The 13237-nt window shown below is 66.0% G+C and carries 10 protein-coding genes and 2 pseudogenes; 7 read left to right on the top strand and 5 right to left on the bottom strand.

The window, feature by feature from the left end; translation table 11 throughout:
* Positions 1-155: 155 nt before the first annotated feature.
* The 7 genes and pseudogenes from ABZ348_RS34130 (at position 156) to ABZ348_RS34100 (ending at position 8341) form a co-directional block, all read left to right on the top strand.
* A pseudogene (locus ABZ348_RS34130) lies at positions 156-1336 on the top strand (IS701 family transposase).
* Between the two features lie 1549 nt (positions 1337-2885).
* Positions 2886-3398, top strand: coding sequence for a SigE family RNA polymerase sigma factor (locus ABZ348_RS34125; RefSeq protein WP_358939818.1), 513 nt, complete (start codon positions 2886-2888; stop codon positions 3396-3398).
* A 40-nt stretch (positions 3399-3438) separates the two neighbouring features.
* Positions 3439-4713: a hypothetical protein gene (locus ABZ348_RS34120; RefSeq protein WP_358939816.1), complete on the top strand. Its 1275-nt coding sequence runs from the start codon at positions 3439-3441 to the stop codon at positions 4711-4713.
* 268 nt (positions 4714-4981) lie between these two features.
* Positions 4982-5185 carry a hypothetical protein gene (locus ABZ348_RS34115; protein WP_358939814.1) on the top strand — a complete coding sequence of 68 codons (204 nt, stop codon included), beginning with the start codon at positions 4982-4984 and terminating at the stop codon, positions 5183-5185.
* 26 nt (positions 5186-5211) lie between these two features.
* Positions 5212-5340 (top strand): annotated as a pseudogene (locus tag ABZ348_RS34110) (response regulator); the annotation flags it as partial.
* Between the two features lie 1072 nt (positions 5341-6412).
* Positions 6413-7225, top strand: coding sequence for a leucine-rich repeat domain-containing protein (locus ABZ348_RS34105; RefSeq protein WP_358939812.1), 813 nt, complete (start codon positions 6413-6415; stop codon positions 7223-7225).
* A 624-nt stretch (positions 7226-7849) separates the two neighbouring features.
* Complete coding sequence (locus ABZ348_RS34100; RefSeq protein WP_358939810.1) at positions 7850-8341, top strand: ester cyclase; 492 nt, start codon at positions 7850-7852, stop codon at positions 8339-8341.
* Positions 8342-9231: 890 nt separating this feature from the next.
* Here ABZ348_RS34100 and ABZ348_RS34095 read toward each other — a convergent pair.
* From ABZ348_RS34095 to ABZ348_RS34075, 5 genes are all read right to left on the bottom strand, one after another.
* Positions 9232-9498 carry a hypothetical protein gene (locus ABZ348_RS34095; protein WP_358939809.1) on the bottom strand — a complete coding sequence of 89 codons (267 nt, stop codon included), beginning with the start codon at positions 9496-9498 and terminating at the stop codon, positions 9232-9234.
* 350 nt (positions 9499-9848) lie between these two features.
* On the bottom strand, positions 9849-10448 hold the full coding sequence (locus ABZ348_RS34090; RefSeq protein WP_358939807.1) for a hypothetical protein: 600 nt from the start codon (positions 10446-10448) through the stop codon (positions 9849-9851).
* Positions 10445-10819 carry a PadR family transcriptional regulator gene (locus tag ABZ348_RS34085; protein WP_358939805.1) on the bottom strand — a complete coding sequence of 125 codons (375 nt, stop codon included), beginning with the start codon at positions 10817-10819 and terminating at the stop codon, positions 10445-10447. Before ABZ348_RS34085 ends, ABZ348_RS34090 begins: the two co-directional genes overlap by 4 nt.
* Positions 10820-11158: 339 nt before the next feature.
* Positions 11159-12580: a sulfatase-like hydrolase/transferase gene (locus ABZ348_RS34080; protein WP_358939803.1), complete on the bottom strand. Its 1422-nt coding sequence runs from the start codon at positions 12578-12580 to the stop codon at positions 11159-11161.
* A 159-nt stretch (positions 12581-12739) separates the two neighbouring features.
* Positions 12740-12832: a putative leader peptide gene (locus tag ABZ348_RS34075; RefSeq protein WP_358939801.1), complete on the bottom strand. Its 93-nt coding sequence runs from the start codon at positions 12830-12832 to the stop codon at positions 12740-12742.
* Positions 12833-13237 lie beyond the last annotated feature (405 nt).

Below are 13237 nucleotides of genomic sequence, written 5' to 3'. Positions count from 1 at the left end.
ACAAACGCGACTACATCTTCAACGGCACCCTGGCCACAGCAGCCATCGTGATCTGGCTACGCGACCTCATCAAAGAGCCATCAGACACTGCCTAGTACTCCAGTCAGAAATCGTTGCCTGAGCTGGTCGGCCTCGTTGTCCCGGGCATGGTGGGGATGGACGAAGCGGGGCTATGGGCTGGGGAGTTGGAGTCGGCTTTCGCCCGTGTGGCGGGCCGGTTCTCGCGCGTGGATCTGCGGTGGCGGATGCGGGACTACGTGCGTGGTCTGCTGGCTCCGGTGGAACGGAAGAACGGCTGGCAGTTGGCCGAGTACGCGGGTCACCGCGGACCGGCCGGCTTCCAGCATCTACTGAATGGTGCCTCCTGGGACGCTGACGCGGTCAGGGACGACCTGCAGCAGTACGTTGCCGAGCGGCTCGGCACCCCGGACGGGGTTCTGGTCGTCGACGACACCGGCTTCCTGAAGAAGGGCACAACCTCTGCCGGCGTGCAGCGGCAATACTCGGGCACGGCCGGCCGCACCGAGAACTGCCAGATCGGGGTCTTCGTCGCGTATGCCTCCTCAAGGGGAAGGGCTCTGGCGGACCGGGAGCTCTACCTGCCCAAGTCCTGGACCGCGGAGGCGGACCGGTGCCGGGCGGCGAAAGTCCCTGACAGTCGTGGCTTCGCGACCAAGGGGGAACTAGCCCGCGCGATGATCCTGCGGGCTCTTGCTTCGCCTCTCCCGATCGCCTGGGTGACGGGCGACTGCGCCTACGGACAGGAATGGCGCATGCGCCGCACCCTGGAGGAAGCCAGTGTCGGCTACGTCCTGGCCGTGCCGAAGTCCCACAACTGCATGCTCCCTTCGGCCGTATCGACCAGGCCATCGCCGACGCTCCCGACGAGGCGTGGGAACGACGTTCCTGCGGCGACGGTGCCAAAGGCCCGCGTACTTACGACTGGGCAGCCGCCCGTCTCCCGGTGATCGATGTCTTCGACGGTGACCGGCCCACTCATCAGCGGTGGGTGCTGGCCCGCCGCAGCCCGGCCCGGCCGGATGAGATCGCCTACTACCTCGCCTATGCACCGAACGGTACCCTCGTCGCCGAACTAGTCCGGATCGCCGGGGCGCGCTGGGCGATCGAGGAAGCCTTCCAGGCAGCGAAGAACGAATGCGGCCTCGACCAGTACGAAGTCCGCCGCTATCCAGGCTGGTACCGGCACATCACCCTGGCCATGCTCGCCCACGCGTTCCTGGCCGCCGTCGCAGTCCAAACTACCGAAAGGGGGGCCGCAGAAACGACCCCACCAGCACCATCCGCTTCACCGTGGCAGAAGTCCGCCGACTCCTGAACGTTCTCCTGCCCCGCCCCACACCCCGCCTCGGACCCGTTGCACATGCCCTGAACTGGTCCCTTTGGCGCAGACGACACCAAGCCATAGCCCGCCGCTGCCACTACCGAAGAAGAACCAGCTCAGGCAACGATTTCTGACTGGAGTACTAGGCGTCGGAGTTCGGCAGGGGCGAGGACCTCACCCTCCCACTGCAACGAGGCGCGGTCGAAACCGTGACGGCGCGTGCAACGGAGCCTTCTCGGGTCACCGCTTCTCGCACTCGGTCGTGGACAGCCCGGACCGCCGGCCCTGGATGCGGTAGTACACCCCCGGCCGCCAGGCGGTACATCACCTGTGTCACCGTGCCGTCGCAACCCTCCACAACCTCCCAGGCCCGAGCCTTCAACAGCCTGCCACCGGACCCGTAACGCGTCCTAGGGGTACGTGTACCAACCCGCCACCCGGCCGTTGCCCGGGCCTACGCCCGTAAGGCGGGAGCAGACTCGTGGGTCGTGCGGGGCGGGGTGGTGTCAAGCGGTGGTCCAGTGGCGCCGCACCGGTGCGGCGCCACTCCGCCCAAGTCGAATCGTCCAGGTGCATCTCCGGGTTGGTGATGCCCGCCGCTTCCAGGAAAACCTTCAGGTCGCGATCGGAGAACGCTCCCCAGGAGCTCGTTCTGGCCATGCCGGTGAACGCTCACCCGTCAGCCGCCCGACGGCGACGGCCGGTACACAACGACGGGCGCGCTCTCCATGCCCTCCCGTATGCGCACCCGGCACCGGGCGGGTTCAGTGGTGCGTGCCGATGCCCCGACACCCAGGGCTCAAGCCCGCGCCGTCTCAGCCAGGGCCGGGACAGGGTCACGGGGCGGTCGGCTGTCCAGTACGAGGCGCGGGCCAGGCCGGTTCCCAATGAGGTCAGGGTGGTGGGGAAATTGAGATGTCGGTGCGCGGCGGTGGTGGCCACCGTCGGCGTGGTCGCATCGGCGAGATATCCCGCACACTCAACCGCCAGATCTGCCCTTTATTCAACTCCGTTCGCTGCCAGCGAAGTTACGTCCCCTACGCAGTTCGATCACGCTGGTGATGGAATCGATCGCCTCTTGCTCTCTCACATCGTCGCAGCGTTGATCTTCGCTGCCTCCGAGGACGGAAGCCGCTGTCCCGTTGGTGGTCGCCTCCTCTGTATTGCTTTTGCTTTCCCCTACCTCCCTTGCTTTTCGTCTTCACCTGTTGACCAGTTGCCGCTGTATAACCACCGCTCGGTGGCTGCCCAGGCCCGCCTTGGGGTTACCCGCCTTCAGCAGCCCATAGCGGGCGGGCCTCGCCGCTCCCGCCACAGTGTGCGCAGTGTGCGGGGCGGGCGATGTTGCAGGCGGGGCCGTGAGGACTCTGCAGGTCTCGAACGCGGCCTGAGCGCTGGGGCAGACCGGCACCTCGGTGGTCGGGGGCTGCGGAAGCCACTCGCGGATGAGCTCACGGAGAGAGAAAGCAACTCGGGTGAAACATCACGCCGTCCCCGCCGCATCTAAAGGGTGTAGGCGACGAGGCTAGAGGGAGGGCGGGGGATGAGACGGTCTCAGGAGAGCGCCTTCCGGGAGTTCGCGGCAGCCCGCATGGGGCATCTCTTTCGTTCGGCATGCTTGTTGACCAGCGGCGATACTCATCTTGCCGAGGATCTGGTGCAGGAGACGCTGGGGCGAATGTATGTGGTGTGGGGCAGGCCGTCGAAGCTCGGCAATCCGGCGGCGTACGCGCAGACCGTTCTTGTGCGCGTCTTTCTGACGCACCAGCGACGGCGTTCGTCGGGAGAGCGGCCGAGCGACGAGATTCCCGAGGTCTCGGAGACGGTCGCGCAGGGTGACGCCTCGCTGCGGCTCATGCTCCTGGACGCGTTACGGACACTGCCGCCGAAGGACCGGGCGGTGGTCGTACTGCGGTACTGGGAGGACCGGTCCGTCACTGAGACTGCGGACGTCCTCAACGTCAGCTCCGCAGCCGTACGCACCCGCAGCACCCGTGCACTCGCCCGGCTGAGAGCTCAACTGGGCGGCACTATTGCAGAGTTCGCCGCGCACTGATCAGTTCAACTGACTATGACGAGAAGAAGGGTGGTTTGGCATGTCTGGAACGCAGGAGGACCTGGACTCGTTCGAAGACGGACTCGGTAACGCGCTACGCCGCACTGGGGAGGTCTTCTCCGCCGAGGGGCGCCCGCTGGTCGATGGCGGCGTCGTACGCGGGCGGCGGGGGTTGCGGCGCAGGCGGGCCGCGGCCGTGACCGGCAGTGTCACGGCGCTCGCAGTCGTGGGGTTCGGAGCGTCATACACCACAGGGACATTCGGCGGCGGGGCGGAGCACGGCGGGGCTGGCGTGGGCGCGCAGCAGGAGGTGCAGAAGATGGGCCCTTCGACAAAGTCGTCGCCCGGCCAAGGGCCGCAGCTCTCGGCGCAGCAGGTGATCAAGAGGTTGGAGGAGCTGCTGCCGGAGGGGAAGATCAGCGGGCGGGCAGGGCGCGGTACGTCCGACCGGTCCGGGCCATCGGCGCACCTCGTCTTCGACGATGGCAAGGGCAAAGGCGCGATCAGCGTGAGCATCGGCGCCATCGACCCGGCCGGCACGATGGCGAAACAACAGCTCGAATGCCCCGACAAGACCTTCGTGCCGTACGACTCCTGCCGCAATGAGACGCTTGCCAACGGTTCGCGCCTATTGGTGTTGCGCGGGTACGAATACCCTGACAGGCGCGTGAACACCAAATGGTGGCACGCCTATCTCGTGACCTCCGACGGATACACGGTCGATGCAAGCGAGTGGAACGCGCCCGCGCAGAAAGGTGCTGCCGTGTCACGGGCCGAGCCCCCGCTCACTGTTGGACAGTTGAAAGGACTCGTCACCTCGGACACGTGGCGGCCCGTGATGAACGCCCTGGAAAAGGCAGCCTCGGAGCCGGTACCGCAACCGCCGGCGCAGGGGCAGAACGGCCAGGCGATATTGAGAAAGCTCAAGTTGCTGCTGCCCGTGTCCGCGAAGGTCGTCTCCGGGCGCGGTGACGACGGACACGCGTACGTCGTCGTGAATGACGGCAAGGGCGCGAGCCTGGTGCAGATCAACGTGCAGCCGACGATGTCGGACGTGGAAGAGGAACTGTTCGGGGCCGGGGCGGAAGTGCTGCCGGATGGGACCAAGGTCGTGACACGTCAGGGCCCGGGCGAGAAGGGCGGCGCGGGCGTGGTGATGTGGACCGCCGACACCATCCGTAAGGATGGCCTCCGGGTTGTGGTGTCCGCGTTCAACTCCGGGTCTCAAAACTCAAAGGCCACACGACAGACACCCGCGTTGACCGTGCAGCAGCTGAAGTCGATTGCCACGAGCGGGAAGTGGGCCGGAAAGTAGTACGGTCCCGATGGTGTCGGGGCGGCGGTGACGTCGATGCTGCTGTACTGGTCCAGGGCCAGTAACAGCACTTGCCAGGGGCCTGGCCGGCAGGGCTCACGCTCCCCCTTCGACAACGACAACGCCGACGTCGCACTCTGGGCCCGGGGCCAGCGAGTTCCTGGCCAAAGGACATAGCGCTGGACGACATCCTCACCGCAACCCGCGTCGTGGCCCGGCGACGCCCTCACCACACCAAGCGTCACCCGCCGCCTGATCGAAAACCTATTTGGACCGTCCCACGGTCACTGCCCCACCGCACCAACTCGACGGCACCACCGGGCCGGAACACGAGGCACTGCCACGCTTCGAGCACCGCCAGTCCAACAACGAGACCGCGGCCGAGCCGCTCATCGGCCGCACCACCGTCAAGGCCCATGTGACGCCGCTACTGTACAAACTCGGCGCCTACGGGACCGTGTCCAGCTCGTGATCACCGCTGACACGGGCGTGGTGCCGTCCACACACACCACCCGCGGGAACGCGGCCGGTGCCGTCGACTACATCAACAAACCCTTCCATCCCAAGGCCCCACGCGCCAAGGTCGCCGTGTTCACCTCCATCTACCTGGCGCCACATACCCCGTAGACGGCACACCGCCATCTCAACACACCCACACCCAAAATCCGACAGCCAGGTGGAGTCGGTCAGCCTCTCGACCAGATCGGGGTGCGCCAAGCCGCGCCCGGCGCCGATCCTTGACGGCGGCGCTGAAGCGATACGTACACCCGGTTGGCTTCGCCTCTTTTGACGTGCTGCACGCGTAGGAGCCCCATGCGGCAGCCGAGAACGAGGAGTACCAGTGCAGCCCGGAGCGCTCCTGCGGTACAACAGAGCCTCAGTTCCCCGTCTTGCCGTTGCGCACCGCTCAACCGCGAGCTCGCGGGAATCCGGCGGCGGGGTGCTTCGGCCCCTGATGGGATCGGCCGACGCGTACGAGAACGGTCGGATTCCTCGTGGATGGTGCACCGGGCCCTCCACGATACGGAAGCCCCACTGGAGTCCTGGCAAGTCCCCCTGCGGAGGACTCGCAGCCAGCCATTGCCCCGCAAAGCCCGCCCAAGCAACCCTCACCCGTTGGCCACACACCATAAGGCCGCATCACATATGAACCTCAACCCAGACCATCCCGAACTGTCACTATCGCCGGCACGAAACCCGCCCCCGCACGCCCACCCAAGGCCCACAAGGCGCATCACCAGTTGATTCGGGGCTCCTCGACACCACGTCCACCATGACGCTCACGAGCACTGATTGACACCCGCCCCCCCGTGCCTAACCCTCGTTCAGACAAAGCCAGCCGCTCTCCGACCCGAACCAGCCCACCGCGGCCGGTTCGAGAGCTCCACAACAGCCTAGTCACCCACATCGCCGATCCGAACGGAACGAGTGGCTCGACGAGGTCCAAAGACCCCACGTCAGTCTCTCCGGCGCCGGAGACTAACTGGCCCAACTCGAACCACGCTTTTCCAGCCGTAGTGCAGTCAGCCTCGGCACTCGGACGATCGTGAGTTCCGGCTCCGCGCTTCACCAAGCCTGTCCGACGAAAACCGACTGACGCCCAGACAGCGGCAGCAGGATGACTTGCCCAAGAGCTCAGACAAGCACGATGCTCCAACTCGGGCTCATGCCTCCCCAGCTGTGACGCTACTGTGAGCCGATGAGTGAGGAAGTGAATCCCCAGGTGTTCCCGAACCGCTGGGCCAACGCCACCGGGCCCAGCGGCCAGAGTTCGCCTCGCGATCTCTGCAGGTGTATCGAACACGGCACCAGGAAGCAGCTACCAACCGGCTTCCATCCAGAACGTCAGGACACCACCGCACCAGGATGGATTCGCCTTCTCGAACTGGTTGAGGAGGCGGCAGCCGACGGACGGGAAGTCTTCAAGCCGCTGGTGGAGCTCACAGCGGAACAGCGGCGCCAGGTCATCACGCTCCCGCCAACCATCACCAAACTCACCTCGGTGAAACACCTTGTGCTGTACGGCAGCAACCTGGTGCGTATCCCGCCGGAGATCGGCGCGATGAAGAGCCTTGAGGAGTTCACCCCGTACACCTCCTACCGTTTGCACTGGTTCCCGTACGAGATCACCCGGTGTCTCGACCTGCGGCGCAGTACGGTGAGCACGCGTGCTGTCTACGGCAACTACAAGCGTCGGCCCCCCTTCCCGCCACTGACGGGCGCGTCGGCCGACCTCCAAAGTGTTGACCTCGAAGACCTCGACCCTGGTGTATGGGGTGCCACGGCAATACGCACGTGCAGCGTCTGCAGCCAAGGCATCCAGGATGTGGACCTCCGACAGGTCTGGATCTCCCTGCGAACGTCGGGCGCTGACGTCCTGCCGTTGCTGGTCAACGCCTGTTCAACGGCCTGCATCGACGCACTGCCCATGTCGGCCGAAGGCTACATACAGATCCCGCACACCGGCGGGCCACGCGTACGCCAGCCGTCAGCCGGCCAGCTACCTCACTAGCGCGGAGCGGAATCCGAAGAAGCCCGTAGTCCAAAAAGCCTGCATCCACTTCTCACTTCTGAGGTCCGACCCCACCCAGCAGGCCCGGCTTGGCGATACCCGCCACAATTTCGTAGACCGCATCACCGAAACTGGTCGGGAGGGGCGGTTGGCGAATTCGCAAGACTCCGCGTCAGCATCCTGGGAGCAGAGCAGACGCTCAGCCGTACTTGCACCGAGCCTCGACAGAAAACGTCCGCCGTGGAACGTGGCGTGCTCAGCTTTGGATAGATCACCGACAGTAGGGTGGAGCCGTTGTGGCCTGAGACCGAGAAACCACATGGTTCTAGTTCCTGCTGACGGAAAGCCACCGGTACTGGATCATTCTGTCAATGGTCCACCAGGAAGGGCAGAAGCATCCGAATTCCTGTGTACAGGGCGGCGATGGCCGGGGCAGAGATACCTGATCGAGTGATTGTGGAAGAGCAGGGCGCTGCCCCACTTTGGGGAGAGCCGAACTGAGCGCGTGGACTACGTGAGCGGTCCCTACCACGGAGCTCCACTCGTCACAGACCGGCTCGGGGCGGACCGATCCACGGTATCGGTTCTGGCGGTTCGTACGGCGAGGCCCAGGAGGAGTACGGTATGGAACTTCGAAACAAGGCCGTGGCACGTCACTTCCTGGAGGAAACGGAAGACCACAATCGCGAGTATGCCTACGCCCATTTGTGCACCGCCGACTACCGTGAGCACGATCCGGCCATGCCGCAGGAGACGGTGGGGCTGGACGAAGCCGCCCAGATCTACCGCGAACTGATCGCTGCTTTCGAACTCAGGCACACAGCCCACAGCATGGTGGCCGAAGGCGGCCTGGTGGGTGCGCGGTTCACCGTGCGAGGCCGCCACATCGGCGAGTACCAGGGGTTTCCCCCGAGTGGCAGGAGCTTCGAAGTGTCTGGCCAGGTCACCCTGAGGTTCAGGGACGCGAAGATCGCCGAAGCCTGGCTCAACTGGGACACCCAGGGACTGCTGGAGCAACTCGGCGCGCCCCCTCCATCAGGTGACGCCAGACTCCAGGGTGCGGCAGCAACCCCAAGGGCCTCTTCTTTGCAGACACTTCGCCCGGACGCGGCATAGATCCACAGGCTTAGGCGGGCCGGAGTGGACGTCTGTGAGCGCCGGTTTGGCGAGTTGACCGAACCGCTCTGCGCGAACAAGCAGACCCATGTGCCACAGGTGATTGTCGTGGGCGGAGAAGTCTGTGGAGGAGCACGCGGCACGAGCGCTCACCAGCGAGATGGCTGTACCCCATTCACCAGTCCGCTCGGCGGATTGCGCCTGCTCGTGCAAATCCATGGGGAGAGTATCGCGCAGCGCTTTTCACTACTACACCGAGAAGAGAGGGCACCGGCAAAAAATTCCTCCGGGCGATCTTCGGAGTAGGCATTTGACAATATGTCAGTTACCTCGCCAGGTTGGTGAGGATTCTCGGTGAGGCAGCGAGGTTGGCGGTCGGTGGGGTTGAGGGTGGCCTATGTGGGACGGTTTCCCTTTCGGTGGGGTGTTCTGATGGGGTCGTCCGGAAGGTGTCCCTTCCACGTGGCAGTGAGATGGTTGTGATCCGGAGCAGCCCAGCAGTGTCGTGGCGCTGGTGCTGGTGCTGGTGCTGGTGCTGACGATTCGGTGAGCGAATGAAGATGGGCCGCGCCTGGCGGCCCGATTGCCGACCTTCACTCGGCGGGCGAAAGCTCATATGGCGGTCCGACCTCGACGATACGGTGTGTGTCCATATCTGTAGTAGCCACATCTGGAGACGGAAGCCAGAACGAGGACTTCAGGTACCAGGACGGTGAAGACCCCGAGTACCTCTACGTCATCGGTGACAACCGAACTCTCGCGATCTACGGAAAGGAGACGAACGGACGCCTGGAGCCGGGCCAACAGCCGGGCATCATCTACGGTCCTGCGGCATGGTTCAGTGTGTCTGGCGACACCCGAACCAGGGCAATTGAACCCGTTTCCAGATCCTACTCCGGTGAGCGGACAGAACTGGTCTGCTCCCGAGGAGACTTGCGGGGCAGACCAGTTTCGTGGACGAGTTCACGGATGCGCTGCTGGTAGCCACGTACGCGGGCCCGCTCGTCCGGACTGGCCACGGCCCGACTCGGGCCTTTCACCCGAGACCGCAACGCGAGGGACAGCACCAGCACGGCGACCGTTCCGCCGGTCGGCAGGAGTTCTTCGGCGGCCCGATGGGCAACGCTCGTCTTGTGTCCGGGGCGGAACATCTCCAAGGTGTGCACGGTGTCGCCTGGCCGTTGCGTACGTCAGCAGGTCACGGAGCATCAGGTGCTGGAACGGGTGGCGGCGACTGGAGGTACCCGGGCCTCCTCGAAGACAACCGGGTCCTCGATCCCAGCCTCGTCAAGGTTCGCCACCGAAGGGCACCTTCCGACCGAGGACCAGACCGTATCTATCGTCGAACCCTGTCAGCAATCACCATGGGACCTGACGGGATTCGAGCGACCACGAAAGGCGCGAGTTCGATCGATCCCGTCTGAAGAAGGCCCCGGGGGAGATCCGCCCGCCACGCCCCGACACCCCTTGGTACGCCAGAGAAGAGCAGCCCCGAATTCCGCACGTCTCAGGCGCGGCGGATCCGCCAGAGCCATGTTGCCGTGCCAGTCAGCAGGGCGATCGTGGCCAGGTTCGCCAGGTGGGCTGGAGTGCCACCGGAGGGGGCGCTGCTGGACAGGATCCAGATGCTGATGGCAACCGTCGGCAGGACGGCGGTGAGCAGAACGCCCGTCGCCTTCTGGACGGCGGTCCAGTGCACCGAGGTGCAGAGCAGTACCGCACCGATGATGCGGAATACGGTGCTGAAGAATTGTGCGGCGGGGGCCTGGGGCAGGATCGCTGCGACGAGGAACGGCAGGGTGAGCATCAGGAGTGGGACCAGGGGGTGCACCTTGCCGCGGCGGGCGGGCGCACCGATGCCGCGTGGTGCCCAGGCTCCGGCTGTCGTGCTGCCGGCTTCGGACAGCGCCGTCTCGGCGATCGTGCGGGGGTCACCCAGCTCCGTGAGGATGTCGCTGATCGCAGCGTCGGGGCGTTCGGCTCGTGTCACCTCGATGTGTTCGGCGAGGTCGGCGAGGAGTTCCTGGCGACGGTCGGCGGGGAGTGCGGATGCCTCGCGCTCGACGGCGGAGAGGTAGTCCTGCGCAAGGTTGGCAGAGGTCTTCATACGGGGTCTCCGGTGGAGGGGTGCGGGGTGGTCAGGAAAACGTCGACGGCATGGCGGAACCCGGGCCAGACGCGGGTGAACTCGTCGAGCGCTGCTCGGCCGCTGTCGGTCAGCGCGTAGTAGCGACGGGGCGGGCCGGAGGCGGACTCCTGCCAGGTGGTGGTGACCAGGTCGTCGCGCCGGAGCCGGGAGAGCAGCGGATAGACCGTGCCCCTGCTGGTCGCCAGGGCACCGGAGTCCTCCAGCGCATGGAGGAGTTCCACGCCGTAGCGGGGGCGGTCCCGCATCAAGGCGAGCACGCAGTACTCCAGGACACCCTTGCGCAATTGGGTGGCTGCCCGAGCCTGCTTAGTCGAATCACCAGCTTCCATGCAATGCAAGATACCTGGTAGCGCAACCTCTTGAGAACCAGGGTCGGACTCCCCCGCCGTCGACTGCTGGCGGACGCCCGTCGTGACTGCCGAGACGTTGTGGTGGGGCGGCCCGATCGGCGGGCTGCGCATTCCGCGGGGATGTCGCGTTGTCCCGGCTCGCGGCGGCCGTCCTACTTCAGCAGCCCGTTGCGGCCCCCTTCCACCACCCCGCACTGCGACACGCATCAATCAACGTTCCCCAGAAGACGACCTCACCCGGATCCCTTGTCACCGGCCCGGCCCTCACCGTGCGACGAAAGCGGTGAGGGCCGGGGCGCATCGCGCCGAGGCCCCTCCTCACGAGGGGTACGGCAGCAGATCCCCGTCGATCCGCTCCCACGCGGTTCTCAACTCCGTCAGCAGCTCGGGCCGTACGGAAGACTTGTCGGCCTGCTCGCGAATGTCCTCCGACAGGCGGTAGAGGCGGTCCCTGCCGTCCTTCCCCCGGTAGTACTTCCACTCGCCCCGCCGCAGCGCCCGCTCCCCCCGGACCCGCCAGAAGAGGTCGCGCGGGGGCACCTCGGCACCGTGCAGCAGATAGCCCACGAGGCTGACGCCGTCGAGGGGGTATGCCGGATGGGGCCGCGCCCCGCCCACGTCCAGCAGGGTCGCCGTCCAGTCGGGGGTGTACACCGGGACCCGGCTGACCTGCCCGCCCTCGATCCGCGCGGGCCAGCGCAGAATCGATGGCACCCTGATGCCGCCGTCCTGGAGCGACCCCTTGTTGCCGCTGAGTGGCCAGTTGTACGAGAAGCGTTCGCCGCCGTTGTCGCTGGCGAAGAACACCAGGGTGTCCTCCTCCTGTCCGGACCGCTTCAGCGCGGCGAGCACCTTCCCGACGGAGCGGTCGAGGTCCTCGACCATCTGCCGGTACTTCGCGAGCGAGCCCCCGTCCTGGTGCCACAGTGCTCGTCGGTCGCCTGCCTTGATCCGGCGGACGATCTCGGCACTGGTCTCCTCGTCGCCGTCGGCGATCCATGGCCAGTGCGGGGTGGTGAAGTTGAGGTTGAGGAGCCAGGGGGTTCGCCCATGGTCGCGGCTCACGTACTCGACGGCCCGTTCGGTCAGAATGCGGGTGTAGTAGCGCAGGTCACGGTACTCGGCGTCGCCTTCGAAGAGGTCGTACTCACCGCCGGAGCCCAGCTTGGAGTAGTACTCCAACGCCCCGCCGAAGTTGCCGAAGAACTCCCCCCAACCGGAGCGCGTGGGACTGTAGTCGGGCAGGTAGCCGCAGTGCCACTTGCCGATCAGTGCGGTTTGGTATCCGGCTCCACGCAGCAGCGAGGCGAGGGTGGGATGGGTGGGATCGAGACCCACCGACCGATCCGCGATCGGTTCGGCGAGCCCGCCCTTCGTACGGCCCGGGTAACGGCCGGTGTAGAGGCTGAACCGGGTCGGCGAGCAGGTTGCGGAGCCGCTGTACGCATCGGTGAACCGCACGCCTTGTCGGGCGAGCCGATCCAAGTGCGGGGTGCGGATCTCCGGAGCTCCGTAGGAGGACAGATCGGCCCAGCCCAGGTCGTCGGCCAGGATGAACAGCACGTTGGGTCGACGCGTACCCCGACCGGGCGCGCGGGCGGCGCGGAACGGGCGCTCGGCGGGGAGGCTTCCGGCACTGTCGGCAGCAGCGTCCGCGGCGGACAGCCCGAGGGCCGCCACGGCCCCGGCGGCGGTACCGCCGAAGGCACGCCGCGACAGAGAAGGGTCGAAGGAGGTCACAGGGGTGCTCCAGGGCAGGAGTGCGAGCTCCGCGAGATGCGTGACACCGCACGGAGACGGGGAACCACAACAAGGGATACCGAGGTACGGGGAGAGACGAACCGGAACGCGCTGGATCGACCGGAAGGCCGACGAAGCCTCAGGGCACTGTGGGGCGCGTCAGACGCAGCGACAGATGGCGCTCGCGACACGGACCAGGTCGACGTGGCGGCGCTCCACAAGACGGACCCGCAGGTCACCCGGTGGCTGCATGTCTCCAGACCTTTCCCGATGCCCCTCTCCCTGTCAACGCCCCGTCCGCACTTCGAACCCCCGCTGAGAACCGCTTAACGACGAGCGTCCCGCCCCGGCGCCGCAGTCGGCTCGTCAGGCACGCCAAACCGGCCGTACTCGTCCCGCGTGAACCACCACCGACCAGGGGGTGTCCGCGCGGTCTCGGCGTGGCCCTCCGAACAGATGTTGACAAAGAATCGCCTCGGATTTCGCTGAGGGAGGGTTGGCCCTCCTTGGTGCGCAGTTGCATCATGGCGCGGCGCAGGTAGCCGAAATTCTCGATGAGATCGGGGGGTGCCCCTATGGGTTTCGTCAACCTGTGGGGGTGGGTTGGGGGTCGTAGAAGGTGCCGTCGCGGAGCATTGCGAACAGCACGTCGGCTCG

It is taken from the genome of Streptomyces sp. NPDC005963, from assembly GCF_040638655.1.
In the GTDB taxonomy this organism is placed as follows: Bacteria; Actinomycetota; Actinomycetes; order Streptomycetales; family Streptomycetaceae; genus Streptomyces.
This window is presented reverse-complemented; position numbering and strand designations above follow the sequence as displayed.